The sequence below is a fragment of the Priestia koreensis genome, assembly GCF_022646885.1.
Classification (GTDB): Bacteria; Bacillota; Bacilli; order Bacillales; family Bacillaceae_H; genus Bacillus_AG; species Bacillus_AG koreensis_A.
This window is the reverse complement of sequence record NZ_CP061868.1, coordinates 3,151,136-3,177,763: the sequence shown is the minus strand read 5'-3', so window position 1 is coordinate 3,177,763 and position 26,628 is coordinate 3,151,136. Positions and strand designations below refer to the sequence as shown.

22 protein-coding genes are annotated in these 26,628 nt (G+C 41.7%); 19 read left to right on the top strand and 3 right to left on the bottom strand.

Annotation, left to right across the window (positions count from 1 at the left end; genetic code table 11):
• The first annotated feature begins 282 nt into the window (after window positions 1-282).
• The 12 genes from rny to IE339_RS16695 all read left to right on the top strand — a co-directional run bounded on the left by rny (window position 283) and on the right by IE339_RS16695 (window position 17,459).
• Window positions 283-1,845, top strand: a complete 1,563-nt coding sequence (rny, locus tag IE339_RS16750; protein WP_053401622.1) for a ribonuclease Y — start codon at window positions 283-285, stop codon at window positions 1,843-1,845.
• Window positions 1,846-1,961: 116 nt separating this feature from the next.
• Window positions 1,962-2,759, top strand: a complete 798-nt coding sequence (locus tag IE339_RS16745; RefSeq protein WP_242169382.1) for a TIGR00282 family metallophosphoesterase — start codon at window positions 1,962-1,964, stop codon at window positions 2,757-2,759.
• Between the two features lie 239 nt (window positions 2,760-2,998).
• Window positions 2,999-3,259 carry a stage V sporulation protein SpoVS gene (gene spoVS, locus IE339_RS16740; RefSeq protein WP_003181955.1) on the top strand — a complete coding sequence of 87 codons (261 nt, stop codon included), beginning with the start codon at window positions 2,999-3,001 and terminating at the stop codon, window positions 3,257-3,259.
• Window positions 3,260-3,351: 92 nt separating this feature from the next.
• Entirely contained in the window at window positions 3,352-4,272 is a 921-nt protein-coding gene (locus IE339_RS16735) for a dipeptidase (RefSeq protein ID WP_242169381.1), read from the top strand.
• 142 nt (window positions 4,273-4,414) lie between these two features.
• The gene (locus IE339_RS16730; RefSeq protein ID WP_347342714.1) at window positions 4,415-6,154 is read left to right on the top strand and encodes a 2-oxoacid:acceptor oxidoreductase subunit alpha; all 1,740 of its coding nucleotides are present in this window, start codon (window positions 4,415-4,417) and stop codon (window positions 6,152-6,154) included.
• Window positions 6,155-7,021 carry a 2-oxoacid:ferredoxin oxidoreductase subunit beta gene (locus IE339_RS16725; RefSeq protein WP_242169380.1) on the top strand — a complete coding sequence of 289 codons (867 nt, stop codon included), beginning with the start codon at window positions 6,155-6,157 and terminating at the stop codon, window positions 7,019-7,021.
• A gap of 974 nt (window positions 7,022-7,995) precedes the next feature.
• Complete coding sequence (gene miaB / locus IE339_RS16720) at window positions 7,996-9,525, top strand: tRNA (N6-isopentenyl adenosine(37)-C2)-methylthiotransferase MiaB (protein ID WP_242169379.1); 1,530 nt, start codon at window positions 7,996-7,998, stop codon at window positions 9,523-9,525.
• 2 nt (window positions 9,526-9,527) lie between these two features.
• The gene (locus IE339_RS16715; RefSeq protein ID WP_242169378.1) at window positions 9,528-9,965 is read left to right on the top strand and encodes a regulatory iron-sulfur-containing complex subunit RicA; all 438 of its coding nucleotides are present in this window, start codon (window positions 9,528-9,530) and stop codon (window positions 9,963-9,965) included.
• A gap of 284 nt (window positions 9,966-10,249) precedes the next feature.
• On the top strand, window positions 10,250-10,798 hold the full coding sequence (locus IE339_RS16710) for an outer spore coat protein CotE (protein ID WP_053401616.1): 549 nt from the start codon (window positions 10,250-10,252) through the stop codon (window positions 10,796-10,798).
• 205 nt (window positions 10,799-11,003) lie between these two features.
• Window positions 11,004-13,667, top strand: coding sequence for a DNA mismatch repair protein MutS (gene mutS, locus IE339_RS16705; protein ID WP_242169377.1), 2,664 nt, complete (start codon window positions 11,004-11,006; stop codon window positions 13,665-13,667).
• An 18-nt stretch (window positions 13,668-13,685) separates the two neighbouring features.
• A complete protein-coding gene (gene mutL, locus IE339_RS16700; protein ID WP_242169376.1) occupies window positions 13,686-15,602 on the top strand; it encodes a DNA mismatch repair endonuclease MutL in 1,917 nt (638 codons plus the stop codon).
• A 438-nt stretch (window positions 15,603-16,040) separates the two neighbouring features.
• Window positions 16,041-17,459, top strand: a complete 1,419-nt coding sequence (locus IE339_RS16695) for a DHA2 family efflux MFS transporter permease subunit (RefSeq protein ID WP_242169375.1) — start codon at window positions 16,041-16,043, stop codon at window positions 17,457-17,459.
• Between the two features lie 186 nt (window positions 17,460-17,645).
• On the opposite strand, the gene IE339_RS16690 is transcribed toward IE339_RS16695, so the two are convergent.
• Entirely contained in the window at window positions 17,646-18,539 is an 894-nt protein-coding gene (locus IE339_RS16690; RefSeq protein ID WP_242169373.1) for a LysR family transcriptional regulator, read from the bottom strand.
• A gap of 139 nt (window positions 18,540-18,678) precedes the next feature.
• On the opposite strand from IE339_RS16690, the gene IE339_RS16685 reads away from it, so the two are divergent.
• Window positions 18,679-19,602, top strand: a complete 924-nt coding sequence (locus IE339_RS16685; protein ID WP_242169371.1) for a DMT family transporter — start codon at window positions 18,679-18,681, stop codon at window positions 19,600-19,602.
• 58 nt (window positions 19,603-19,660) lie between these two features.
• Here the strand turns inward: IE339_RS16685 and IE339_RS16680 are convergent, their stop codons facing one another.
• Window positions 19,661-19,996 (bottom strand): winged helix-turn-helix transcriptional regulator, encoded by a 336-nt coding sequence (locus tag IE339_RS16680; protein WP_242169368.1) that lies wholly within the window; start codon window positions 19,994-19,996, stop codon window positions 19,661-19,663.
• A gap of 152 nt (window positions 19,997-20,148) precedes the next feature.
• Between IE339_RS16680 and IE339_RS16675 the strand changes: the two genes are divergently transcribed.
• The 4 genes from IE339_RS16675 to IE339_RS16660 all read left to right on the top strand — a co-directional run bounded on the left by IE339_RS16675 (window position 20,149) and on the right by IE339_RS16660 (window position 23,244).
• Window positions 20,149-20,643, top strand: a complete 495-nt coding sequence (locus tag IE339_RS16675; RefSeq protein WP_242169366.1) for a lactoylglutathione lyase family protein — start codon at window positions 20,149-20,151, stop codon at window positions 20,641-20,643.
• 118 nt (window positions 20,644-20,761) lie between these two features.
• Window positions 20,762-22,549: a S9 family peptidase gene (locus tag IE339_RS16670; RefSeq protein ID WP_242169364.1), complete on the top strand. Its 1,788-nt coding sequence runs from the start codon at window positions 20,762-20,764 to the stop codon at window positions 22,547-22,549.
• A 54-nt stretch (window positions 22,550-22,603) separates the two neighbouring features.
• A complete protein-coding gene (locus IE339_RS16665) occupies window positions 22,604-22,777 on the top strand; it encodes an aspartate/glutamate racemase family protein (RefSeq protein ID WP_431522794.1) in 174 nt (57 codons plus the stop codon).
• A 20-nt stretch (window positions 22,778-22,797) separates the two neighbouring features.
• Entirely contained in the window at window positions 22,798-23,244 is a 447-nt protein-coding gene (locus tag IE339_RS16660; RefSeq protein WP_242169362.1) for a DUF4362 domain-containing protein, read from the top strand.
• Window positions 23,245-23,408: 164 nt separating this feature from the next.
• On the opposite strand, the gene IE339_RS16655 is transcribed toward IE339_RS16660, so the two are convergent.
• Complete coding sequence (locus IE339_RS16655; protein WP_242169359.1) at window positions 23,409-24,011, bottom strand: exonuclease domain-containing protein; 603 nt, start codon at window positions 24,009-24,011, stop codon at window positions 23,409-23,411.
• Between the two features lie 343 nt (window positions 24,012-24,354).
• Here IE339_RS16655 and IE339_RS16650 point away from each other — a divergent pair, with 343 nt between their 5' ends.
• Window positions 24,355-25,536 (top strand): FtsW/RodA/SpoVE family cell cycle protein, encoded by a 1,182-nt coding sequence (locus tag IE339_RS16650; RefSeq protein WP_242169357.1) that lies wholly within the window; start codon window positions 24,355-24,357, stop codon window positions 25,534-25,536.
• Window positions 25,537-25,658: 122 nt separating this feature from the next.
• Entirely contained in the window at window positions 25,659-26,609 is a 951-nt protein-coding gene (gene miaA, locus IE339_RS16645; RefSeq protein WP_242169355.1) for a tRNA (adenosine(37)-N6)-dimethylallyltransferase MiaA, read from the top strand.
• Window positions 26,610-26,628: the final 19 nt, after the last annotated feature.

The window sequence follows — 26,628 nt, the reverse complement described above, 5'->3', positions numbered from 1 at the left end:
ATACGTTTGAGAGAAGGACAAAATGCTCTTTATTCTCACTCATGAACCCATTTTTTAGTGGGAGAAATGCTTAATTGTTCGGTAGTTGATATATATTTCTGTTTCTACAATCTGACAGGCTTGACAATAAAATTTAGCAGCCTTACAATTAGGATGTATATTTTCCCTTTTAAGTGGATTTTAACTTTAAAAGCCTTAGTGTGTATTTGAGATACTAGTATCTTTAAATGCATGCCGACATGAAACTTTTACCGCAAGTATATAGCAAGGGGAGGTGAAATAATGGGAACAACTTTAACAATCATCTCCGCTTTGCTCGGCCTAATCGTCGGTGCAGTTGTTGGCTTTTTTGTTCGCAAATCGATTGCAGAGGCTCGTATCGCTGGTGCAAAGTCGATTGCAGATCAAATTGTTGATGAAGCGAAGCGTGAAGCAGAATCTTTGAAAAAAGAAGCCTTGCTAGAAGCGAAGGATGAGATTCACAAGCTTCGTACAGACGCTGAGCATGATATTCGTGATCGTCGAACTGAACTTCAAAAACAAGAGAATCGATTAATGCAAAAAGAAGAGAATCTTGATCGAAAAGATGAGACACTAGATAAGCGAGAAACAATGCTAGAGAAGAAAGAAGATTCTCTCGCTACTAGACAACAGCATATTGAAGAGATGGAAAGCAAAGTGGAAGACATGATACGTGTCCAACAAGCAGAACTTGATCGCATTTCAGGATTAAGTCGTGATGAGGCAAAACAATTTATCCTAGAACGTCTGGAGAATGAGCTTTCCCATGACTTAGCAGTGATGGTGAAGGAAGCAGAAATTCGTGCAAAAGAAGAGGCTGATAAAAAAGCGAAAGAAATTCTCTCACTTGCAATCCAGCGTTGTGCAGCGGATCACGTTGCAGAAACAACCGTTTCTGTGGTGAACCTGCCAAACGATGAAATGAAAGGCCGTATCATTGGTCGTGAAGGTCGTAATATACGTACTTTAGAAACACTAACGGGAATTGACCTCATTATCGATGATACGCCAGAAGCCGTTATTTTATCAGGATTTGATCCGATTCGTCGTGAAACGGCGAGAATCGCTCTTGATAAGCTTGTACAAGATGGACGTATCCATCCGGCTCGTATCGAGGAAATGGTAGAAAAATCTCGTCGTGAAGTAGACGAGTATATCCGCGAAGTTGGTGAACAAACTACTTTTGAAGTAGGTGTACACAGTTTACATCCGGATCTAATTAAAATCTTAGGTCGCCTTAAATTTAGAACAAGCTATGGTCAAAACGTACTGAAGCATTCAATGGAAGTAGCGTTCTTGGCTGGATTAATGGCTGCTGAATTAGGTGAAGATGAAACGATGGCTCGCCGTGCTGGTCTACTACATGACATCGGAAAAGCGATCGATCATGAAGTGGAAGGTAGCCACGTTGAAATCGGCGTTGAGCTTGCGACAAAATACAAAGAACATCCGATTGTTGTGAACGCGATTGCGTCTCACCACGGTGATACAGAACCAACATCGGTAATCGCTGTACTAGTAGCAGCAGCAGATGCCCTTTCAGCAGCACGACCTGGAGCTCGAAGCGAAACGTTAGAAAACTACATTCGCCGCTTAGAAAAGCTAGAAGAGATTTCTGAATCCTATGAGGGTGTAGAAAAATCATTCGCTATTCAAGCTGGTCGTGAAGTTCGTATCATGGTAAAACCAGATACAATTGATGACTTAGAGGCACATCGTCTAGCTCGCGATATTCGCAAGCGAATTGAAGAAGAGCTGGATTATCCAGGACATATTAAAGTAACAGTTATTCGTGAAACACGAGCGGTAGAATATGCAAAATAAAAAGAAAGCGGCGATTTCGTCGCTTTCTTTTTGTTTAAGTGGATGTAAATGACTTTGCTTTTTTTTTATATTTATGACAAACTTATAAAGAAGTTGATTGTAGAAGGAGTTTGTAAATGAAAATTCTATTTGTTGGAGATATCGTAGGCTCTCCAGGTCGTGACATGGTTCAAGACTATTTGCCTCGACTAAAGCAGAAATATAACCCAGAAACGATAATTGTAAACGGAGAAAATGCAGCGCATGGAAAAGGGATCACAGAAAAGATTTATCGCCAGCTGCTGAATGCGGGAGCAAATGTCGTAACGCTTGGTAACCACGCATGGGATAAAAAAGAAATCTTTGACTTTATTGATGATGCAAAACAAATGATTCGTCCAGCAAACTTCCCAGAAGGAACGCCTGGCAAAGGAATCACCTACTATACATATGGTAATCAAACCGTAGCCGTGATTAATCTTCAAGGAAGAACATTTTTACCGCCACTTGATTGCCCGTTTGAAAAAGCAGATGAGCTTGTCGAAGAGGCGCGTAAGAAAACGTCCATTATCTTCGTTGATTTCCACGGTGAAGCAACAAGTGAAAAGCAAGCGATGGGCTGGTATTTAGACGGACGCGTATCAGCAGTAGTTGGAACGCATACACACGTTCAAACAGCCGATAATCGTGTTCTTCCAAGAGGAACGGCTTATATTTCAGATGTTGGAATGACAGGCCCATACGATGGCATTTTAGGTACAGACCGTCATGCGGTTATTAAAAAGTTTAAAACATCTTTACCTGTTCGTTTTGAAGTAGCGGAGGGACGCACACAGCTAAGCGCTGTAGTGGTGGACATTGATGCAAAAACGGGGAAAGCAAATAAGATTGAACGCATTCTTATTAATGATGATCATCCTTATTTTGATATGTAATACGCCAGGTGGTAGAGCGAATGATGCTCTACCATTTTTTATTTGTTCATGAATGTGCAGAATTTGGAATATATTTCTGATAAAAGGGAATGAGTTACTATACCCTCTGGTTTTGAAAATTTAGGTAGAACAAGCAGGAATACCTTTACAAAATCGTGAATATAGTATCAATGAAATGAATTAGGCCATTTTTCTACTGAACTTGAACATACCTTGTAAAAGATAGGGAGGAACTAGATGTGGAAATCTTAAAAGTTTCAGCGAAATCAAATCCTAACTCTGTGGCTGGTGCTCTAGCGGGAGTTTTGCGTGAAAGAGGTGCAGCTGAAATCCAGGCAATTGGTGCTGGCGCCTTAAATCAAGCGGTAAAAGCCGTGGCAATTGCTAGAGGTTTTGTCGCTCCTAGTGGTGTTGACTTAATTTGTATTCCAGCTTTTACAGATATTCAAATAGATGGCGAAGAACGTACAGCAATCAAGCTTATTGTAGAGCCTCGATAATCAAAACACCTATAAATGCTTAGTGACCTGTGTGCGACATGCGACAGGTCCTTTTTGTACATGTTGGTCAGTCAGCATAGGAAGGAGAACGTATGACTCGTATTTTTGACACACACTGTGATGTATTAATGAAGTTATGGTGGAACCCTCGCCTATCCTTCAACAATTCCAATGCGCTTCACATCAACTACAAACAGTTAAAAGAAACGGGAGCAAAGGTCCAGCTGTTTGCGATTTACATTCCTGAGGCTGTCAAAGCATGTGATCGTTTCGACGTAGCGCTTGAAATGATCGAGCTTTTTCACAGCCATATTTTATCCAACCCCCATATGAAAATGGTGAAAACGAAAAGAGATATAGACATGCTTACGGCAAACGAAATTGGGGCGATGCTCACTATCGAAGGATGTGACATGATTGGCGACCAAATGGCCCGTTTGAAGACGCTTTTTCGCCTAGGTGTGCGCTCCGTTGGTTTAACATGGAATTACAGCAATGCGGTCGCAGATGGCATTTTAGAGGAGCGAGGAGCAGGACTCTCAAGCTTTGGTAAGAGAGTCGTACAGGCCAACAATGAGGCAAAGGTCTGGACAGACGTTTCGCATCTTTCTATTAAAGGATTTTGGGACGTGATTGAACATGCCAGCTATCCGATTGCCTCGCATTCGAACGTGTATGATTTGTGCCCAAATCCCCGAAATCTAAACCGAGATCAGATTGAGGCGCTTCTTCAGCGTGATTCTGTGATTGGCATCACATTTGTACCGGAGTTTTTATCGAAAAATCAGCCGTCTATTACGGATGTCATTCGCCACGTGGAATACATTTGTATGCTAGGAGGAGAGCGTAATATTGGATTTGGCTCTGACTTTGACGGCATTGATCAAACGACGAGCGGATTGTCCTCTTATAAAGGATATGAAGCCCTTATGAACGAACTAGTAAAGTATTATTCTACGGAAGTTGTAGAGGGATTTTTGTTTGGAAACTTTTATCGTGCACTACCTGTATAAAAAGTACAATACTACGCATAAATAGCGAAAAATAATCGTGAAGGTACCTAGTGATTTAAATCAATAAATGCTAAACTTATAACCGAAACGGTTGTTGATAATCGTGAGATTCGCTATTTATCTATTTGAAGGGGTGTAAGACATGACAAAACAACTTTCATGGAAAGTTGGAGGCCAACAAGGTGAAGGTATTGAAAGTACGGGGGAGATTTTTGCTACGGCCCTAAACCGACTTGGGTATTACCTCTATGGTTATCGCCATTTCTCATCACGTATTAAAGGCGGACACACTAACAATAAAATTCGTGTAAGTACAACAGAAGTACGTGCAGTATCGGATGATCTTGATATTTTAGTAGCATTTGATCAAGAGACAATTGATGTGAATGTGTCAGAACTTCATGATCAAGGAATTGTCATTGCAGATGCGAAGTTCAAACCGACTATGCCAGAAGGATCTGTCGCAAAAATGTATGCGGTCCCATTTACTGAGATTGCGACTGAGCTTGGTACGTCGCTTATGAAAAACATGGTGGCAGTAGGAGCATCTAGTGCGATTATTAACGTCAGCCTAGACGCTTTTCAAAGCGTAGTACAGGAGATATTTGGACGCAAAGGGCAGCAAGTAGTTGATAAGAATATGGAAGCTATGAAACGTGGCTTTGATTATATGCAAGAACAGCTCGGTGGGACAATTGAATCCATGAGCCTCGAGAAAGCAGACGGTAAAAAAAGAATGTTTATGATTGGAAACGATGCAATCGCTCTTGGTGCATTAGCAGGCGGTGCACGCTTCATGCCGGCATATCCGATTACCCCAGCTTCTGAAATTATGGAATATTTAATTAAAAAGCTACCGGACTTTGGTGGAACCGTTATTCAAACCGAAGATGAAATTGCTGCTTGTACGATGGCAATCGGTGCCAACTATGCAGGTGTACGTTCACTAACAGCCTCAGCTGGACCAGGTTTATCACTAATGATGGAATCAATCGGTTTAGCAGGTATTACGGAAACACCTGTTGTAATCGTAGATACACAGCGCGGAGGTCCAAGTACGGGGCTACCAACTAAGCAAGAGCAGTCCGATTTAATGGCGATGATTTACGGAACGCACGGTGAAATTCCGAAAATTGTGATGGCGCCAAGTACAGTGGAAGAAGCGTTCCACGATACGGTTGAGGCCTTTAACTTAGCGGAAGAGTATCAGTGTCCGGTTATCTTATTAACTGATCTTCAGTTATCTCTTGGGAAACAAACGGTTGATCCGCTTGATTATCAAAAAGTAGAAATCCGTCGCGGAAAACTTGCGCTTGGACAAGAGCTTCCTGAGCTTGATAGCAAAGCGTATTTTAAGCGCTATGAAGCAACAGAGGATGGTGTTTCTCCTCGTGTTGTACCAGGGATGGCGAATGGAATTCACCACGTAACAGGAGTCGAGCATGATGAAACGGGAAAACCGTCTGAAGTGGCGTCAAACCGTAAAATCCAAATGGATAAACGTATGAGAAAGTTAAACAAGATTAACTTCCAAAATCCAATACATACAAATGCTCCTCATGACGAGTCGGATGTATTATTTGTTGGATTTAACTCAACGCGCGGTGTCATTGAGGAAGCAATGGAACGATTTGAAAAAGAGGGTGTAAAAGCCAACCATGCGCACATCCGCTTGCTTCACCCGTTCCCAGCTGATGAGCTTCTACCACTTGTGGAGAATGCCAAAAAAGTGGTTGTGGTGGAGCACAATGCCACGGGTCAACTTGCAAATATTTTAAAAATGAATGTTGGGCATGCAAAGAAAGTGAAAAATCTTCTGAAGTATGATGGGAATCCGTTTTTACCACATGAAGTGCATTCCAAAAGCAAGGAGCTGTTATAAATGGCAACGTTTAAAGACTTTCGTAACAATGTAAAACCAAACTGGTGTCCAGGTTGTGGGGACTTTTCAGTTCAGGCAGCTATTCAGCGTGCGGCAGCAAATGTGGGCCTTGAACCAGAAAATTTAGCCGTTATTTCTGGAATCGGCTGTTCTGGACGTATTTCTGGCTATATCAATTCCTACGGGTTCCACGGCATCCATGGGCGTTCTCTTCCGATCGCTCAAGGCGTTAAAATGGCGAATCGTGATTTAACAGTCATCGCATCTGGTGGTGACGGAGACGGATTTGCCATTGGAATGGGTCACACGGTTCATGCCATTCGTCGTAACATCGACATCACGTATATTGTCATGGACAACCAAATCTACGGATTAACAAAAGGGCAAACGTCACCTCGAAGCGATGTTGGCTTTAAAACAAAAAGTACGCCTGAAGGATCGATTGAATCAGCGCTTTCAGTGATGGAGCTAGCTCTAACAGCAGGGGCAACGTTCGTCGCTCAAAGCTTTTCAACCGATTTAAAAGAATTAACGTCACTCATTGAACAAGGACTTAATCATAAAGGATTCTCTCTAATCAACGTATTCAGTCCGTGCGTAACATACAATAAAGTGAACACATATGACTGGTTCAAAGAGAACCTAACAAGCCTATCCACAATCGAAGGATACGACGCGGGCGATCGTTCTCAGGCGATGCAAACGCTAATGTCCCACAACGGTCTTGTAACGGGGCTTATTTATCAAAACAAACAGCAGCCATCTTACCAAGAACTCGTTCACGGCTATCGTCAAGACTCGCTCACAAACGCAGACCTAACGCTAGAAGAAGAACAGTTCACTAAATTAGTATCCGAATTTATGTAAATGCAAACTCCTTTCCTTCAAACGTATGAGGAAAGGAGTTTTTTATTTAAGAGAATGGGAGTTTGTGCGTACCCCGCTTATAAAAGAAATCCATGAACTTTTTCTTAGTATAAGGAGGAATCAATAAAAGCAGTTTCATGTGAACGAAGGTAATTCATAACACTTATTCAGAAAAGAAGGCTAATAAATGGTCCCTAGTCCAAAGAACAAAGGATGGAAGCGGAAGATGCGAAGACTCCTACGGGACTAGCGAGTCAGGTGAGATCCCGCAGGAGAGAAACGACGAGAAAGCTCAGCGCTTGCCCCGAGGAAAGCGAAGCAATCTGGAGCGGAAATCCGACCAAGTAAAAGCTGTTTAAAATGAAATGAACAAAGCTTATTCGGATCACTCATTCAGAAAAGAAGGCTAATAAATGGTCCCTAGTCCAAAGAACAAAGGAAGGAGGCGTAAGATGCGAAGACTCCTACGGGATGAGCGAGTCAGGTGAGATCCCGCAGGAGAGAAACGACGAGGAAGCTCAGCGCTCGCCCCGAGGAAAGCGAAGCAATCTGGAGCTGGAATCCGAACTAGTAAAAGGTGTTTCAAGTGGAATGAACAAAGCTCATTAAAATTACCCATTTAGAGAAGAAGCACAACAAATAGTTCCTAATTCAACGACAAGAGTATGGAAGCGGAAGATGCGAAGACTCCTACGGGATGAGCAAGTCAGGTGAGATCCCACAGGAGAGAAACAACCAGGAAGCTCAGCGCTCGCCCCGAGGAAAGCGAAGCAATCTGGAGCTGGAATCCGAACTAGTGAATTATGACCTCTACAATGCCCATTTTCACTAAATAGCGTTCACACAAAACCACATCCAAAATAAGGCGATCCTGTTGTATTCTTGCTTTTTTCCTTTTATACTAAATGGGGTGCACTCTTTTATGCTGAGTTAGGTTGCACAGCATAAAACGAGCTGAAAGGAGAATGAATAGTATGAACGAAGAGCAACGCTTAGAAAACACGCAGGTAAAGTCAGCGGACAAAAAATCCGAAAAAGACTACAGCAAATATTTTCAAACGGTGTATATGCCACCTTCCTTAAAAGATGCGAAAGCACGTGGAAAAGAAACAGTCGCTTATCATAAAGATTTCGCTATTTCCGAAGAATTCCGTGGAATGGGACAAGGTCGTAAGTTCTACATTCGTACATACGGCTGTCAAATGAACGAACATGATACAGAAGTAATGGCAGGGATTTTCCTTGCGCTTGGCTATGAGCCTACAAATACAGTAGAAGATGCTAACGTGATTCTATTAAACACGTGTGCGATTCGCGAAAACGCGGAAAACAAAGTGTTTGGTGAATTAGGGCACTTAAAGCCGTTAAAACAGCGCAACCCTGACGTCTTAATCGGTGTGTGTGGCTGTATGTCTCAAGAAGAATCTGTTGTAAACAAAATTCTTCAAAAACATCACCACGTAGACATGATCTTCGGTACGCATAACATCCACCGCTTGCCAAATATCTTGAACGAAGCATACTTATCAAAAGAAATGGTTATTGAAGTATGGTCAAAAGAAGGGGACGTTATTGAAAACCTTCCAAAAGTTCGTAAAGGTGAAATTAAGGCATGGGTAAACATCATGTACGGTTGTGACAAGTTCTGTACATATTGTATCGTCCCTTATACGCGCGGAAAAGAACGCAGCCGTCGCCCTGAGGACATCATTCAAGAAGTTCGTCATTTAGCAGCACAAGGCTACAAAGAAATTACCCTTTTAGGTCAAAACGTGAACGCATACGGAAAAGATTTTGAAGATATAAAATATGGACTTGGCGATTTAATGGATGAAATCCGCAAAGTAGACGTGGCGCGCATTCGCTTCACAACGAGCCATCCTCGTGACTTTGATGATCACTTAATTGAAGTACTTGCCAAAGGCGGAAACCTTGTCGACCACATCCATCTTCCTGTACAATCAGGTAGCAGTGACGTCTTAAAGATTATGGCTCGTAAATATACGCGTGAGCAATATCTAGAGCTTGTTCGTAAAATTAAAGAAGCCATTCCAACAGCGTCACTCACGACAGATATTATCGTTGGATTCCCAAATGAAACGGAAGAACAGTTTGAAGAAACGATTTCTCTTTACAAAGAAGTTGGTTTCGACAGTGCCTATACGTTCATTTATTCTCCGCGTGAGGGAACACCAGCGGCAAAAATGCAAGATAACGTACCGATGGAAGTGAAGAAAGCTCGCTTACAGCGCTTAAATGCAGTAGTAAACGAATTTTCTGCGCAAAAAATGCAGGAATATGTAGGGCAGGTTGTCGAAGTATTAGTAGAGGGCGAAAGTAAAAACAATCCTGACGTCCTTGCGGGATATACAGCTAAGAGCAAACTTGTTAACTTCAGAGGTCCGAAGTCCGCAATTGGCCAGCTCGTGAAAGTGAAAATTACAGTAGCGAAAACATGGTCATTAAACGGAGAAATGGTAGAAGAGGCTGCAGAGGTGAAATAATAATGACTGTTTATTCAAAAGACGACATCGTAGCACGAGCTCGTGAGCTTGGCAAAATGATGTCAGACACGGAAGAAGTCGATTTCTTTAAGCGTGCAGAAGCACAGCTTAATGGAAACGAAAAAGTAAAAGATACCATTGCGAGAATTAAAAGCTTACAAAAGCAAGCTGTTAATTTTCAGCACTATGGCAAGCACGAAGCGTTGAAAAAAGTGGAAGCACAGATTGATAAGCTTCAAGAAGAGCTTGATGAGCTTCCAATTATTCAGCAGTTTAAAGAATCACAAGTCGTTGTGAACGACTTATTACAGCTTGTAGCAAGTACGATCTCAAAGCAAGTGACCGATGAAATCATTGAGTCAACGGGCGGAGATTTGCTGCAAGGCGATACAGGCTCTAAGGTGAAAGCCGACCAAAATAGCGGTATGGGCTGTCATTAAAGAGAAAAAAGAGTGTGTGATTAGAACTCCTAATCATGCACTCTTTTTACTTTTTCGAATAAATTGAAAGGATAATGGCAAATTCTTGGGCATGCGTGCATACAATGAATCATAGCAGCTTTATGTCAGCTAAGCTGTTTTTCAAGACTCATTCAGATAATATTTAACTTCCCTGTGAAGTGATCCTGGAGGAAAACAGCGGATAGTTTTTACAAATAGTTTGCAAGCGAGTGATACAACCTGCATAGGATTAAATGAAGAGAGTTTGAGGAGGGTTTGCGCGCATGTCACAACAACACTATAGAGAAATTATTACGAAAGCAGTAATAGGAAAAGGGCGTAAATTTACGCAATCGTCTCATACGATTACCCCGCCAAATCGGCCGACAAGCATTTTAGGGTGCTGGGTCATTAACCACGAGTATGATGCCAAAAAGGTAGGCAATACGGTTGAGGTTGACGGCACGTATGATATTAACATTTGGTATTCGTATAACGATAACACGAAAACAGAAGTTGTAACGGAGAAGGTGTCGTATCGAGACATTATCAAGCTTCGTTACAAAGATGATGATGCAACAGGTGAGGATTGTGAAGTGATTGTCCGCGTTCTTCAACAGCCAAACTGCTTAGAAGCAACCATTTCACCGAATGGAAACCGCGTTATTGTTCAGGTAGAAAGAGAGCTTTTAGCAGAAGTCATTGGAGAAACAAAAGTATGTGTAGCCGTTAATCCAGAAGGTTGCATTGATGAAAATGAGTTTGACTTAGACGTCGACGACGATGAGTTTGAGGATTTGAATCCAGACTTTATCTTAGGAGATGAAGAATAAGAGAGAACTAGGAAGAAATTCTTCCTAGTTTTTTTGCGTAAAAAGGAAAATTGTCAGTCATGAACAAATGCGCAAACAATGTTATAATAGTGAAAACAAAGAAGGTGAGGAGGCATCGATCAGGTGCCTCCTTGACTATGTCCTAACCTTTAGACAGATACAGGAAATGAAAAAATAGATATTACATGCAAGATGGAGGATGAACATGGCAGGATATACGCCGATGATGCAGCAATATTTACAAATTAAATCAGACTATCAAGATGCTTTTGTATTTTTTCGATTAGGGGATTTTTATGAGATGTTTTTTGAGGATGCGCTAAAGGCCTCTCAAGAACTTGAAATTACGCTTACAGGTCGAGAAGGAGGCGGCAATGAGCGCATTCCGATGTGCGGTGTTCCGTATCATTCCGCTCAAAACTACATTGATCGTCTTGTGGAAAAAGGATATAAGGTAGCAATTTGTGAACAAGTCGAAGATCCGCGCACGGCAAAAGGAGTCGTAAAGCGTGAAGTGGTGCAAGTCATTTCACCAGGTACGCTTATGGATCAAACGGGTCTTGAAGAAAAGGAAAACAATTTTATTAGCTCTGTAACAAACTTTGAGGATGGTACATACGGATTAGCGTTTACGGATTTATCAACAGGAGAAAGTCACGTGACGCTGATCTCGTCTTGGCAGGAAGTGATCGCAGAGGTCTATGCGCGTGAATCAAAGGAAATTGTAATTGATCCTGATTTTTCACTTGAGAAGATGAACGAAATGCAGGAACGTAGACCCATTACCGTTTCCCATCAGGTGAGTGAGGAGCTTCACGAGGAATATGAGCCACTTGTACAGGATCTACAGCAGGAAAAACTCATTACAACATTTGCGAGACTTGCGCACTACTTAGGCGGGACGCAAAAACGTTCCCTTGATCACCTTCAGCCTGTGCAGCTTTATCAAATCAATCAATTTATGAAAATTGATTTGTTTTCAAAGCGCAATCTAGAGCTGACGGAAACGATTCGCTCAAAAGGGCGTAAAGGATCGCTTTTATGGTTACTTGACCAAACGGTAACGGCTATGGGTGGGCGTATGCTGAAACAGTGGATTGACCGACCGCTTTTAAGCAAAGAAGCGATTGAAAGCCGCTTGGACATGGTGATGACGTTCATTAATCAGTTCTTTGAACGCGAAGAGCTTCGTGAATTGTTAAAAGAAGTGTATGACCTTGAGCGTTTAGCAGGTCGAGTGGCGTTTGGAAATGTGAATGCAAGAGATTTAATTCAGCTAAAACGTTCTCTAGAGCGCGTTCCTGGAATCGTTGAGGTGGTAAACCGTTTAAACCATCCTTATGCTGAAAAACTAGTGGACCAAATTGATCCGTGTGAACGATTAACGAACCTTCTAGATCGAGGATTAAAAGAAGAAGCGCCGATCTCAATCAAAGAAGGAAACATCATGAAAGATGGCTATCACGAGCAGCTTGATGTGTATCGTGATGCGAGTCGTAACGGAAAAACATGGATTGCCGCTCTTGAAAAGCAGGAGCGTGAACGAACAGGAATTCGTTCATTAAAAGTCGGCTACAACAAAGTATTCGGCTACTATATTGAAGTAACGAAGGCGAATTTACATCTGCTTCCTGAAGGGATGTATGAACGCAAGCAAACGCTCACGAACGCGGAACGCTATATTACGCCCGAGCTAAAGGAAAAAGAAGCGCTCATTTTAGAAGCCGAAGAAAAAATTGTGCAGCTTGAATATGATTTGTTCATTCAGCTTCGTGAGGAAGTTCGTACGTACATTCCACGCTTACAGGCGCTAGCGAAAATCATTAGCGAGCTTGACGTGCTTCAATGCTTTGCGAAAATTAGTGAAGAGCGCCATTATACACGTCCAAGCTTTTCAGATCAAGGTGAGATTAAGCTTACAAACGGACGTCACCCGGTCGTTGAGAAAGTAATGAATTCACAAGAATACGTGCCGAACGATTGCCGTATGTCAGATGATCGTTCTATTCTTCTTATTACAGGACCAAATATGTCCGGTAAAAGTACGTACATGCGCCAAGTAGCGTTAACGTCCATTCTTGCTCAAATTGGCTGTTTCGTTCCAGCAGATGAAGCAACGTTACCGATTTTTGACCAAGTGTTTACACGTATTGGCGCAGCGGATGATTTAATCTCTGGTCAAAGTACGTTCATGGTCGAGATGCTTGAGACGAAAAATGCCGTTACGAATGCAACACAGTCAAGCTTAATTTTATTAGATGAAATTGGTCGCGGAACGTCTACGTATGATGGAATGGCGCTTGCACAGGCGATTATCGAATACATTCATGAGCATATCGGTGCGAAAACGCTGTTCTCGACCCACTATCACGAAATGACGTCGATGGATCAGCATCTGCCAGGGGTGCACAACGTCCACGTTAGCGCAATTGAACAAAGCGGTAAGCTTGTGTTCCTTCATAAAATTAAAGAAGGAGCAGCAGATAAGAGTTACGGTATTCACGTGGCAGAGCTTGCGGACCTTCCGAAACCGCTAATTGAACGAGCTCGTGTGATTTTACACGACTTAGAGCAGCCTGGTGAAGTGGCGAATCCTGTTCTTGCGGTGAAACACGAAGAAGAGCGTCCGGCTGTTGTAAAAGAAGAGCCTGTGAAGGTAGAACAAACAGAAGAGGTCGCGCCTGTCCCATCTTCTGATGATCAGCAGCTATCGTTCTTTACCGATGCAAAGAAAAATGATGCTCCGCTGAAAGGCAAGGAAAAGCAAATTTTAGATAAGTTAAAAGGGCTTGATATTTTAGATATGACGCCGCTTGAAGCTTTAAATACATTGTATGAGCTGCAAAAAACAATGAAGAAAAAATCGTAAAGAATGTGAGGTGAGTCGATGGGGAAAATTGTCCAGTTAGCCGATGATTTATCAAATAAAATAGCGGCAGGGGAAGTGGTTGAGAGACCTGCCTCTGTCGTGAAGGAACTTGTGGAAAATGCCATCGACGCAAACAGTACGGTTATTGAAGTAGAAGTAGATGAGGGCGGATTGTCACGCATTCGCGTGTTAGACAACGGAGACGGTATTGAGAACGATGACTGTCTCACAGCTTTCCGCCGTCACGCGACGAGTAAAATCAAAACAGAAAACGATCTGTTTCGCATTCGTACGCTCGGCTTTCGAGGAGAGGCACTCCCGAGTATTGCCTCTGTTTCTGAACTGGAGCTGAAGACGAGTACAGGTGAAGAGCCTGGTACTCACTTAAAGCTTAAGGGCGGAGAAATTCTCATTCATGAATATACGTCGAGCCGAAAAGGGACAGATTTGACAATTGAGAATTTATTTTTTAATACGCCAGCTCGCTTAAAGTATATGAAGACAGTCAATACCGAGCTTGGGAACGTGACTGACGTGATGAATCGTTTAGCCCTCGCTCATCCTGACGTTTCCTTCAAGCTTACGCATCAAGGAAGACAGCTTCTATACACAAACGGAAAAGGCGACGTACGACAAGTTATGGCCGCGATCTATGGAATGGCCATCGCGAAAAAAATGATTCCTATTTCCATTGAGTCACTAGATTACGAGGTAACGGGCTATATTTCATTGCCAGAAGTCACGCGTGCGTCTCGTAACTACATGTCGACGATCATTAACGGTCGCTATGTGAAAAACTATGGGCTCGCAAAAGCTATTCAACAAGGCTATCACACGCTGCTACCGATTGGTCGTTATCCGATCGTCTTGTTAAACATTCAAATGGACCCACTTCTTGTCGATGTGAACGTTCATCCGGCGAAGCTTGAAGTGCGTTTAAGTAAAGAGGCGGAGCTGTTTGAACTGGTTGAACAAACGATTAAAGCGTCCTTTAAAAAGCAGCGCTTAATTCCAGAGGTGGAATCCGCTACTTATTCAGCACCACGCGTGAAGCCTGTCGATGAGCAACAGCAGTTTTCGTTTGATCATCGTCACGAACCACCGCGTCCGGTGAGGACAGAGCGTGAGGAGTCTGTCCAAGAGGACCGATTTTTAAAAGAATCGAATGAACGCTTTCAAGCAGAGCAAGACGCCGTACTTTCTTCACTCATAGAAGAGAATGAGCAAAAAGAATGGAACGACCAGCCGTTTTCAGCTCCGTCTGTACCAGAGCCTCCTACGCCTGAGCCCGTTGATCCGATTGAAGATGCCATTCGTGATTTTGAAGAAAAAGAAGTGCCAGAGGGAGATACGCGGGTACCTGCGATGTACCCCGTTGGTCAAATGCACGGAACGTACATTTTTGCGCAAAATGAAAAAGGGCTGTATATGATCGATCAGCATGCGGCACAGGAGCGCATTAAATATGAGTATTTCCGTGACAAACTTGCGGAAGTGGAAACGGAAGTACAGGAGCTTCTGCTGCCGATTACGCTTGATTTTTCAACGAACGAATGCTTGCTTATTGAGGAATCACGCGAGGAGCTTGCGAGCGTTGGGGTGTTTTTAGAGCCGTTCGGTCAAAATAGCTACATCGTTCGTTCGCATCCCCAGTGGTTCCCAAAAGGAGACGAACAAAAAATCATTGAAGAAATGATTGAGCAGGTGCTAAAGCAAAAGAAAATTAGCATCTTAAAGCTACGAGAAGAAGCGGCCATTATGATGAGCTGTAAAGCGTCCATTAAAGCCAATCATCATCTACGCAATGATGAGATCTTCGTTCTTTTAGAAACATTACGTAAAACAAGTGATCCCTTTACATGTCCACACGGACGTCCGATCATTATTCACTACTCGACGTACGAGATGGAGAAGATGTTTAAGCGGATTATGTAGAGGTTATAGAAAGTACAAAAAAGGGAAAGACACATCTGTCTTTCTCTTTTTTTATGCACACACATCGTTAGTTTTCGATCGTTAAGAATTGTTAAGATTATTCCTCATGATCTCTTAAGATTTTCCCCATAATATAAAAACCAACAACTTATTTATAAGTGAAGGGAGTACGGACAATGAGTGCTGTTAAACATACAATATCAACGGTTATATCTGTTCTTTTTATGGGGGGAGTTATCACGTTAACCAGTGGTTTTATTTATATCTTGAATCTGCTAAAAGAAATATGGGCCCCGTGAGCCATCCGCAACACTAATTTCCTCTTGAAAAATTAGGAGAAAAAAGGTAAAGTGAACACTTGTATAATGGTATGTGATATAAATCACAAATGAGAACGGCACTTTACAATACACCAAGATCTACTGAAGGAGGGGTAATTTGACTGAAAAACTTAGCAGAGACAACAGAGTTATTTTGTTTATTTTAATTTTGGGAAACTTTCTATGCTTAATTAGCGAAACGGTCATGAACGTTGCGTTGCCAAACATTATTCGCGATTTTCATACAACGACAAGTGCTGCGCAGTGGCTTACAACAGGATACATGCTGATTATCGGTGTTTCCATTCCGGTATCGGCTTTTTTTATTGAGCGCTTTACCATCCGACAGCTGTTTATTGCCGCTATGAGCTTTTACATTGTTGGATCAATCCTGGCTTTTATCACACCTGTCTTTTCCATTCTTCTCATCGGACGAATGATTCAGGCGCTCGGAACGGGAATCGTTATTCCGTTGGTAGTGAGTACGCTACTAACGATTGTGCCGATCGAGAAGCGCGGTACGGTGATGGGGATTTATCAAGTGGCGGTTTTATTTGCACCCGCTATTGGTCCTGTTTTATCCGGACTGACCATTCAATATTATTCGTGGCGTACGATCTTTTTAGGTCTTCTTATTGCCGCTATACTTATTCTCTTCCTTGCTGCGTGGAAGCTGAAAAATGTGTTAGAAACATCAAAGCCAATCATTCATCTTCCATCGGTTCTTTTATCAACCATTGCCTTTGGCGGAATCGTCTATGGATTTAGCGTTTCAGGTGAAAAAGCAGGATGGGGAAATCCTATTGTTTGGATCGCACTTATGATTGGAGTAGCAGCACTTCTGTTATTTGTCCGTAAACAGATCAGGATGAAAAATCCGATGATTAGCATGAAGCCATTCCGCTCATCGGTTTTTTCACGATCACTGCTCGTCATGTTTTTCATTATGATGGTGCAGTTTTCAATGATGCTTATTTTACCGATCTATTTCCAAGACGGAGCGGGACTATCTCCGCTAGATACGGGAGTATTAATGTTGCCAGGCGGGATTACGTTAGCTCTTACTGCCATGGTTGGTGGACGTTTATTTGATAAAATTGGATTTAAGCCGCTGCTGCTCGTTGGGCTCATTCTTTTACTTATCATGCTGGGTCTTTTCACAACAATTTCTAGTGATACAACGACTGGGGAAGCAATGATTTTATATGCCTTCTTTACAATTGGAGTCGGCTTAACGGTTGGACCTGCTACAACGCTTGGATTAAATCAGGTGCCGAAGGAATTGAATGCACACGGGTCGGCTATTTCTAATACGCTTAACCAAGTCGCAGGTGCCATTGGGCCTTCACTCTATACGAGTATCATGGCCGTTGTATCGCAGTATGTAATGAATCATCAAAACGCCTCCGAAATAGAAGGAATGACGGGAGGCGTTCATGCCGTTTATTACGTAGCACTCGTGTTTGTCGTTATTTCATTTGTCATTTCGCTTACGTTAAAAAAACGTGATCAGTATGCAGGTGAATCGAACCACTAATTTCCATTCTGCTGTGCTAGAATAAAGCTAGCATGCAAGAATAGGAAGTGGAACAAGATGACCGAAGCGGCAACACGGTTCGTACTGGGACAACTATTGGAAAGTTTACGTTAATAGATGTAAAGTAAAAAACCACGCCTCAACGTCGAGGCGTGGTTTTTTGTGCTGCACTATTTTCACACATCGTTACCAAGGATCTTTCCAGCGCATTAATTCTTGCTGTAAAGACTGTTGAAATGCAGCAAGTAGCGTTCCGGACAACTGATCCTTACGCTGAATGAATCCAATGGGATAGCTAAGGCGCATATCGTCAATTCTCCGCAGCACCGTTCCTTCTAAATCAGGATCAGATGAAAGGACAGGAACGATCGCAATCCCTAAATTTTTTTGCGCCATTTTTTTGAGCGTTTCAATACTTCCAATCGAAATGTTTGAGTACGGACTGTGATCATACTTCATAAGATGCGTTTCGATAATTGTTCGGCAAGCCTGATTTTGACCTGGAAATACGAGCCGTTCACCGTGCAAATCGTTCATCGTAATAGATGGCTTATCAACTAACGGATGCGTAGCAGGCAGCAGTAAGCCAAGCGTTTCGTCAAATAAAGGTGTAAACAATAGATGTTCGTCAACAGTAGGAGTAGACGCAATGGCAAAGTCTAGCTCGCCTTTTGCTACGCGCTGACTTAAGTTCACCGTGTTTCCAACCTCTAATTCAAACTGTACTTGAGGTCTGCTTTCAAGAAACGGCACAATGACAGACGATAAAAGCAGGCTAGCGGCTGGTTCCACAGAGCCCATTTTGATCATGCCGCTTTCTCCCTTTTCAAAGGAAATCATCTTCTGCCGAATTGAGTCTACACGAAAGAGAAGGGGCATCGTTTCTTCGAGTAAGACTTGACCTGCTTCTGTTAACGTCATTTTTTTACCACGATCAAACAGTTTTACTCCCAAGTCTTCTTCTAGTTTTTTGATTTGCATCGTAACGGTTGACTGTGCATAGTTGAGCTCTTCCGCTGCTCGTTGAAAGCTTCCAGTTGCTGCAATGAGTTTAAACGTGTTGAGTGATTTAAAATCCATGATGCTTCCTCTCTTTAATTCATTTTTATTGAATTTATCTATCAAATAATTCATTTTTACAAATATAACACGATTCGATATGATAAATCTACACGGCTTTTTAAAAGGTACGGAGTGAATGTAAAAGGAGGACATGAATGTGTCACAAAATAAATATGGATTAGGGATTTTGATGTGCTTAATTGCGGTCTTATCCTGGGGAGGAATGTTCCCAATTATGGGAGATGCCCTGAAGGTTATGGATCCATTTAATTTCACGTTATTTCGATATGGATTAGCTACTCTTGTTTTAATTGTGCTTTTAGTAGGAGTAGAAGGAAGCAAAAAGCTTGCAACCGATGGAAGATTGCTTCGAGTATGGTTTTTAGGAACAATGGGATTCACTGGATTCAGTACGTTGGTGTTTCTCGGTCAAAAGTTAGCGGGATCATCAGGAGCGGTAATTGCTGCGGTTATTATGGCTGTACAGCCGCTGCTCGGAGTTGTTGTGAATTTTGTTACGAAGCGAGTTGTACCGAAGTTTGTTACGGTTATTTTTATGCTAACGGGTCTTATTGGTGTGTTCATGGTGATTACAAAAGGAGACGTCAGCACGCTTTCATCAGGCGATACGAATATTTTTTCGTATTTTCTTATTCTTGCAGGGGCACTATGCTTTGTCATTTATACAATGGGGGGAAGCTCTTTCCCTCATTGGTCGCCGCTTCGTTATAGCACGGTGACGTCCATTTACGGCACCGTCTCCATTTTAATCATCGTTGTAGTAGCAACCGCGTTTGGGTGGCTTCACATTCCAACGATTTCGATGATCACAGATGTATCGGGTGCTATTTTATATACAGCGTTAATCGCAGGTGTGGTAGCGTTCTTTGTATGGAATACAGGGAATCGTATGATTACCCCTATTAACGGCATTTTGTTTATGAATATGGTCCCTGTGACGACCTTTATTATTTCCGTTATTCGAGGGTACGACCTCAGTACCTTTGAATTGATTGGTGCTATTATTACCATCGCAAGCTTAATTGCGAATAACTTATATGTTCGAAAAGCAGCTTCATAAATTGAAAGAAGGCCTTCGTGACAGTGAAGGCCTTCTTTTTTGTATTGAAACGAGCTTATTAAAAATCCTCGCCGTTTTGGACTCCCCATGCGTGCATCAGTTCTAGAATTGGCATAACGGACTGTCCTTTTTCAGTAAGCAAATATTCTACTTTAGGCGGAACGGTGTTGTATTGAATACGCTCGACAAGGCCATCTTGTTCTAGCTCTTTTAACTGCGCCGTCATCACCTTATGACTAATGCCTGGAAGTAGACTGCGCAATTTGCTATAGCGTAGTGTTCCGTCCACCCCCAAATGCCACAGAATCACACTTTTCCACTTGTTTCCTATTTTGTTTAGCGTATATTCAATGGAGCATTTCAGCTTACCATGCTGGTTGACAGGAAGATTCATTCCTTTTCATTCCCTTCATACTTACTTTTCGGTTAGTGTCTTACAAAAAAGTGCGTTCTTCCAAGAAACGAAAACGTGAAATATACTTAGTTTTGTGTTAGACAACACGGGCTAGATATTACATTAAAAGATTTCAAGGAGGAATACAACTTATGTTCACTTATCCAAAGAATTTTTCACATATTGGTCTTTCAGTTCCCAATTTAGAGGAAGCCATTGCTTTTTACAAAGAAGTATTTGGATGGTACGTCATCATGGAGCCGTCTGATGTCAAAAATGATGATACGCCTATCGGTCAAATGTGTCGTGACGTTTTCGGAGATGAATGGGATACGTTTCGCATTGCGCATTTAGCAACAGGAGACAAAATTGGAATCGAAATGTTTGAGTTTCCTGAAAATCAAACGCCAGACAATAACTTTGAGTATTGGAAGACAGGGATTTTCCATTTCTGTATTCAAGATCCTGATATTGAAGGGCTTGTGGAGAAAATTAAGCAACACGGAGGAAAACAGCGCATGCCGATCCGTGAATATTATCCGAATGAAAAACCGTATAAAATGGTGTACGTAGAAGATCCATTTGGAAACATCTTTGAGATCTATACGCACAGCTATGAATTAACCTATTCACAGGGAGCATATTAAAGTAAATGCGAGGTTGGAACATCATCATGTTTCAATCTCGCATTTTTGTTTTAATTTTTTGAATATATTTACTATTATGTTAAAATGAAAGCGTATGAAAGAGATGGGGGGATTATTAATGGTTACATTTAATAAACCAGGCGTTGAACAGTTTTTTCAAACGGTTGCAGTGACAAACTTCACAGTAAGTCCAGATGAGAAACAGCTGATTATGAATACAAATTTAAACGGGCAATTTAATCTTTGGGGAATGGATTTGCCAAATACATTTCCGTATCCGCTAACGTCAAAAAATCAAAGTGCTGAGGCGTTGTCCTATGCAAAAACAGGGGAATTCGTGGTGACGGCATTTGATCATGACGGAGATGAAAATACGCAGCTGTACGCTCTTTCTCCGAGTGGTGGCCAGCTTGTTCCACTCCGCACGAAGGAAGGCGAACGTTTTTTCTTCAGTCACTTAACGGAGGATGGAAAACGACTTTATTATTCCACAACGGACGGCAATCCTACATATTTAAATAGCTTTGTGTACGATCTTGAAACAGAAGAAGAAACGCTTCTGTTTGAAGGCGCAGGTGCCTCCACTTTTTTAGCAGGAGTGAGCCCTGACGAAGCATCAATTATTTTACTAAAAAGCTTTGGAAATACCCATTCACTTGCATATGTGCAGTACGGAGGGGAGCGTTTCCTATTAACTCCTGAAACAACGGATCAGCACACGACAACAGACGTTGTGTACACGTCTGAAACAGATATTTACTTTTTAACAAACTATCAATCCGATTTAACGTATCTCGCAAAATTTGATCTAAACACCAAATCATTTCAAAAAATGTTAGAGGTGGAGAATGAAGATTTCTCAAGCCTTTCTTTCTCAAAGCATGATCATACGCTCTATTTGCTGGGATCGTACGGGGTTGAAGATCGATTATATCAATATGATTTAGAAAGAGGAGCGCATAAAACCGTCTCTATACCGACAAGCGTTGTCGAAAAGCTTCTTGTGATGCCAAGTGGTCATCTCTATGCACAAGGTCGATCAGCGACGAAGCCAAATAACATCTTCGTTTCAAAGAACCAAGGGGAATCTTGGGAAGAACTAACGAATTTACGCGTACCGGGCGTTCGTGAAGAAGATCTTGTAGAGCCAGAGGTCGTCACATATCCATCTTATGACGGCTTGAATATTGAAGCACTCTTTTTTAAGACCAAGCAAGAAAATGATAACGGACATGTCATTTTGTGGCCACACGGTGGTCCGCAGTCGTTAGAGCGTAAATGGTTCCGTTCGATGTTTCAAGTGCTTTTAAACCGAGGCTACTCTATTTTCGCACCAAACTTCCGCGGTTCTTCTAATTATGGGCTAAAATTTATGAAAATGGTTGAAGGTGATTGGGGACATGGTCCACGCCTCGATAACATTGAAGGCTTAGAATGGATCATTCAAAACGGATACGCAGATCGAGAGAAGATTTTGCTGTTAGGTGGTAGCTATGGTGGCTACATGGCGCTTCTTTTACACGGACGTCACGCTGACTATTTCAAAGCAGTCATTGATATTTTCGGCCCAAGCAATCTGTTTTCATTTATTGACTCGGTCCCAGAATTCTGGAAGCCATACATGAACCAATGGGTAGGTGATCCTGTTAAAGACAAGGAACGCCTAACAGTAGACTCACCGATTACGTATTTAGACGGGATGATAAAGCCAATGGCCGTTGTGCAAGGAGCAAACGATCCACGCGTTGTCAAACAAGAGTCTGATCAAATTGTCGAAGCACTCCGAGCAAAAGGACGTGACGTTGATTATCTAGTGTTTGAAGACGAAGGGCATGGGTTCTCCAAGAAGGAAAATGAAATTGCAGCCTATAAAAAGCTGATTGAGTTTTTTGATCAAAACCTATAAAAGAACAGCCAGCCTTGCTAACGAGGCTGGCTGTTTTCGAGGGGAGAGAGTGAAATGAAGACAATTGGACTAATTGGAGGCATGAGCTGGGAGTCTTCTCTTGCTTATTATCAAACAATAAACGAGGAAGTCAAAAAGCGATTAGGTGGGCTACTTTCAGCCAAATGTATGTTGCATAGCGTGGATTTTTGGGAAATGGAAAGACTTAAAGTAGGAGAAGGGCGATAATGCATTTGGAGGGGGCAGAAGTGAAAAAGATTCTATTAACAGTTACTTTGCCTTTTATAGTAATGGGTACTTTTGGATGTTCAAGTGGGGCATATAGTTACGAGGAAGCGATTAAAAGAGGAGACGTTGTTTATCAGGTTGACGTCGCCAATTTAGATAAGTTTGAGCAGTTCTTAATGAACATATCCAGAAAAAAAGTAGATACTATACGAGTTACAGGCTATACAAACGAAGGAGACCCTATTTTCCAAGACTTGAAATTTGATGGAAAAGCTATTCAATATACTTATGATAACTCAAATGATGCGTATGCTGGAAAAGACGAAGCAATTGAAAAAGCTGTTTGTACAGAAATAATTAAGAAGGAAAATGAACAGGCCAAAGTTGAATACATTGTAAGTGGATGCTCAACAGGAAATGACAGAGTTCTAATTCGTGTAGAAAAAGATAGACTAAAGCACGATTAATTATAAAACGCTTGGTTTCAAACCAAGCGTTTGTTGTGTTTAGTATACTGTTAATCTAAATATGAACTCTAATATCATTTAGTGAATAAATGGAAGGATTGTTTCGATTTTTCTCCACATTATGGACACTATTTACTTTTTTTGAGCCACATTTTTTTATATTACTAGCTTCGGCGCGAATAACTCGCTTTCGGTTTAGAAGCAGCGGGTTTTCCCATCTTTCGCTTCATCACTTCAAAGAGGTAAGGCTGACCAGATGGATTTTTCTTTTGCAATAAATCAAGCGTTGCCTGCACGTCGTCAAGCGCACGATGAGCATGCTCACGGCTAATATTGTGTCCGTCTAATAAAGTCGTTAATTTTTTATTGAAAAATCCGTATTCCTTCCACTTTACAGACCGCATCGAGCAGTGCCAAGGCTTGTCCGCAAGCTCTGGATAGCGCTGAATGAGAAAACTTCTGTCGAACGAAGCGTTGTGAGCGATAATACCTGAAGCGGATCGGAAAATATCTCGTATTTTATCATCATCAAGGTGTTGATTGTGAACCATTTCATTTGTAATACCGGTTAGTCTTGTAATATGTGAGTTGATCGGTGCACTAGGCATCTGAAACCCACAATATTCATCGATAACTTGAAATACTTCTCCCGTGTTTGGATCGTAGGAGAAGAGGATGGTGGCTAATTCAATAATGTCAGAACTATAAGCGCTTAAGCCGGTGGTTTCTACATCGACAATGGCTGCATATTTTCGGTCATTTGTCACAAAGCAACTTCCTTTCTTTCTCTCTCTAGTGAACTTTCTCCTTATAAAATAACATTCTTTTCAAGCTTACCATAGGTACGATCGAATACACCACTCTTTCTCATCGACAAAGAGAACATACAATAGTACGAAAACACGCATGAGAGTAGGTTTTTGATTGAAAATTACTGAAAGAAATGATAGGTTTAAACAGGTTACCATTACCCAATAAATTTTTGAATATGACACCGATGAAAATTGCTTCTTTACGAAAAAGCTAGTGTACAGGCAGTTCCTTAAAAAAACGTTGTACCCTCTTTTTATCAAAAGCAGCAGCGCATCCTAGAAAGCAGGAGGGGATTAGATGTTTAAAAAGATGCTGCGGTCCTATGATTATGCATTTATAATAGCCGTTTTATTATTATGCTGTTTTGGGCTTGTTATGGTATACAGCTCAAGTATGGTCGTAGCCGTTTCAGTCTATGGAAAGGCAAGTGATTTCTTTTATCAAAAGCAAAAGATTTTCTTAATCCTATCAGTAGTGGTCTTTTTTATCTTTGCTTTTTTTCCATACAAAGTCTATGCACACAAACGATTTCAGATGACCGTTATGCTTGGGGTAATAGGAAGTCTGATCTTAATTCTTATTTTCGGTCACGCTGCCAATAATGCCCAGAGCTGGTTCCGTATTGGTCCAATTGCTGTGCAGCCCGCTGAGTTTGCGAAATTAGGCGTTATTATGTACATGGCCGCGATGCTCGCAAGAAAACAGCAGTATATTAATGAAGTGAAAAAGTCCATTACGAAGCCTGTTGGAATGCTCGTCATTATTATCTTTTTGATTATGATGCAGCCAGACTATGGATCGGCGATGATTATTATCGCCATTGCGATGACGATCATTTTTTCATCAGGATTATCGTTTAAAACGATAGCGAAGCTTTCGCTGCTAGGGCTGATTATGATAGGGATTATATTAGGAATTCTACAGATTACAGGAAATATGGATCTTTTATTATCAAAAGGACGTCTAGCTCGTTTTACAGGGTTTATGCATCCGTTTGATGATGTACAGCACTCAGGTTATCAGCTCGTTAACTCCTTCATCGCCATTGCGCAAGGGGGAATGAAAGGGCTAGGTCTTGGTCACAGCATTCAAAAAACGGGCTATCTTCCCGAGCCACACACCGATTTTATCAGTGCAATTATTTCCGAAGAGCTTGGAACTGTAGGGGTATGTATCTTTTTATTCCTTCTATTCTTTATCGTTGCCAAGGGTCTTCGAATCGCTCAGCGCTGTCCAGATGCATTTGGTAGTTTACTAGCGATTGGAATTTCGTCGATGATTGGAATTCAGACGGTGATTAATCTTGGCGCCGCCGTTGGACTACTTCCGATTACAGGGGTTACACTTCCATTCATCAGTTACGGAGGATCTTCGTTAATCTTACTGATGCTGTCTGTAGGCGTTCTTGCTAATATTTCCATGGTTTCAAACATGAAGCGTAAATACGCGGCTGATATTGCGAGCTTGAAGAATAACTAAGTAGCTGATAAACAAGAAAAATGAATGTTAAATCAAAACCATTTTAGATGAATAAATACATAGAAACGGGACAAACTGAGTAGATGTACCAAGCTATGTAAAAGCGAAAGTAGTGTTGAGAAGTGGGAGAGAAACAAAAACTAGTCGTACTAATAGGACCTACAGCAGTAGGGAAAACAAATTTGAGTATCTCGTTAGCAGAAGCGCTCAACGGAGAAATTATTTCAGGCGACTCGATGCAAATCTATCGTCAAATGGATATTGGTACAGCGAAAATTAAACGCGAAGAAATGAAGGGAATTCCCCATCATTTATTAGATATTAAAGATCCTGATGAAGCATTCTCCGTGGCTGATTTTCAAACCATTGTAAGAGAGAAAATTAGCGAGATTGCGAGCAGAGGAAAGGTTCCGATGATTGTAGGCGGAACAGGATTATATATTCAATCAGTGATTTATGATTATCAATTTGCTGAGAAGGAAGAAAATAGGGAAATAAAGCAACGTTTGGAAGCCCTTTTAGATGAAAAAGGAATTGAATATCTGTATAATAAGCTCAAAGAAGTAGATCCAGCTAGCGCCGAGCGTATTCATATCAACAATCATCGTCGCGTGATGCGTGCGCTTGAAGTATATGAAGCGACCGGAAAGCCATTTAGTGATAACGTAAGCGAGCAGTCGTATGAGCTGCTGTATGACGTTACATTAATCGGCTTAACAATGGACCGCGATAAACTATACGAGCGCATTAACATGCGAGTAGATATGATGGTTGACGAAGGGTTGCTAGATGAGGTGAAACGTCTTTATGATGGGGGCATCCGAGATGTCCAATCCATTCAAGCGATTGGGTACAAAGAAATTTATGAGTACCTAGATGGCCACGTCACGCTTGAGAAAGCTGTTGAACAGCTAAAGCAGAATTCGCGTCGCTATGCGAAGCGTCAGCTTACGTGGTTCCGCAATAAAATGCCCGTTACATGGTTTGATGTGACAGGTGCATCACAGCGGGAACTGTTCGACGAAATTTTTACATATGTGGCAGGAAAGCTCGAACAAGAAGCGAATAACTAGTACTAGAGAGAAATGAGGA

What these genes read in the sequence shown, in the direction of transcription:
- rny (WP_053401622.1), top strand. Translation starts at nt 283, where the DNA reads ATGGGAACAACTTTAACAATCATCTCCGCTTTGCTCGGCCTAATCGTC.
- IE339_RS16745 (WP_242169382.1), top strand. Translation starts at nt 1,962, where the DNA reads ATGAAAATTCTATTTGTTGGAGATATCGTAGGCTCTCCAGGTCGTGAC.
- IE339_RS16735 (WP_242169381.1), top strand. Translation starts at nt 3,352, where the DNA reads ATGACTCGTATTTTTGACACACACTGTGATGTATTAATGAAGTTATGG.
- IE339_RS16730 (WP_347342714.1), top strand. Translation starts at nt 4,415, where the DNA reads ATGACAAAACAACTTTCATGGAAAGTTGGAGGCCAACAAGGTGAAGGT.
- IE339_RS16725 (WP_242169380.1), top strand. Translation starts at nt 6,155, where the DNA reads ATGGCAACGTTTAAAGACTTTCGTAACAATGTAAAACCAAACTGGTGT.
- miaB (WP_242169379.1), top strand. Translation starts at nt 7,996, where the DNA reads ATGAACGAAGAGCAACGCTTAGAAAACACGCAGGTAAAGTCAGCGGAC.
- IE339_RS16715 (WP_242169378.1), top strand. Translation starts at nt 9,528, where the DNA reads ATGACTGTTTATTCAAAAGACGACATCGTAGCACGAGCTCGTGAGCTT.
- IE339_RS16710 (WP_053401616.1), top strand. Translation starts at nt 10,250, where the DNA reads ATGTCACAACAACACTATAGAGAAATTATTACGAAAGCAGTAATAGGA.
- mutS (WP_242169377.1), top strand. Translation starts at nt 11,004, where the DNA reads ATGGCAGGATATACGCCGATGATGCAGCAATATTTACAAATTAAATCA.
- mutL (WP_242169376.1), top strand. Translation starts at nt 13,686, where the DNA reads ATGGGGAAAATTGTCCAGTTAGCCGATGATTTATCAAATAAAATAGCG.
- IE339_RS16690 (WP_242169373.1), bottom strand. Translation starts at nt 18,539, where the DNA reads ATGGATTTTAAATCACTCAACACGTTTAAACTCATTGCAGCAACTGGA.
- IE339_RS16680 (WP_242169368.1), bottom strand. Translation starts at nt 19,996, where the DNA reads ATGAATCTTCCTGTCAACCAGCATGGTAAGCTGAAATGCTCCATTGAA.
- IE339_RS16675 (WP_242169366.1), top strand. Translation starts at nt 20,149, where the DNA reads ATGTTCACTTATCCAAAGAATTTTTCACATATTGGTCTTTCAGTTCCC.
- IE339_RS16670 (WP_242169364.1), top strand. Translation starts at nt 20,762, where the DNA reads ATGGTTACATTTAATAAACCAGGCGTTGAACAGTTTTTTCAAACGGTT.
- IE339_RS16665 (WP_431522794.1), top strand. Translation starts at nt 22,604, where the DNA reads ATGAAGACAATTGGACTAATTGGAGGCATGAGCTGGGAGTCTTCTCTT.
- IE339_RS16650 (WP_242169357.1), top strand. Translation starts at nt 24,355, where the DNA reads ATGTTTAAAAAGATGCTGCGGTCCTATGATTATGCATTTATAATAGCC.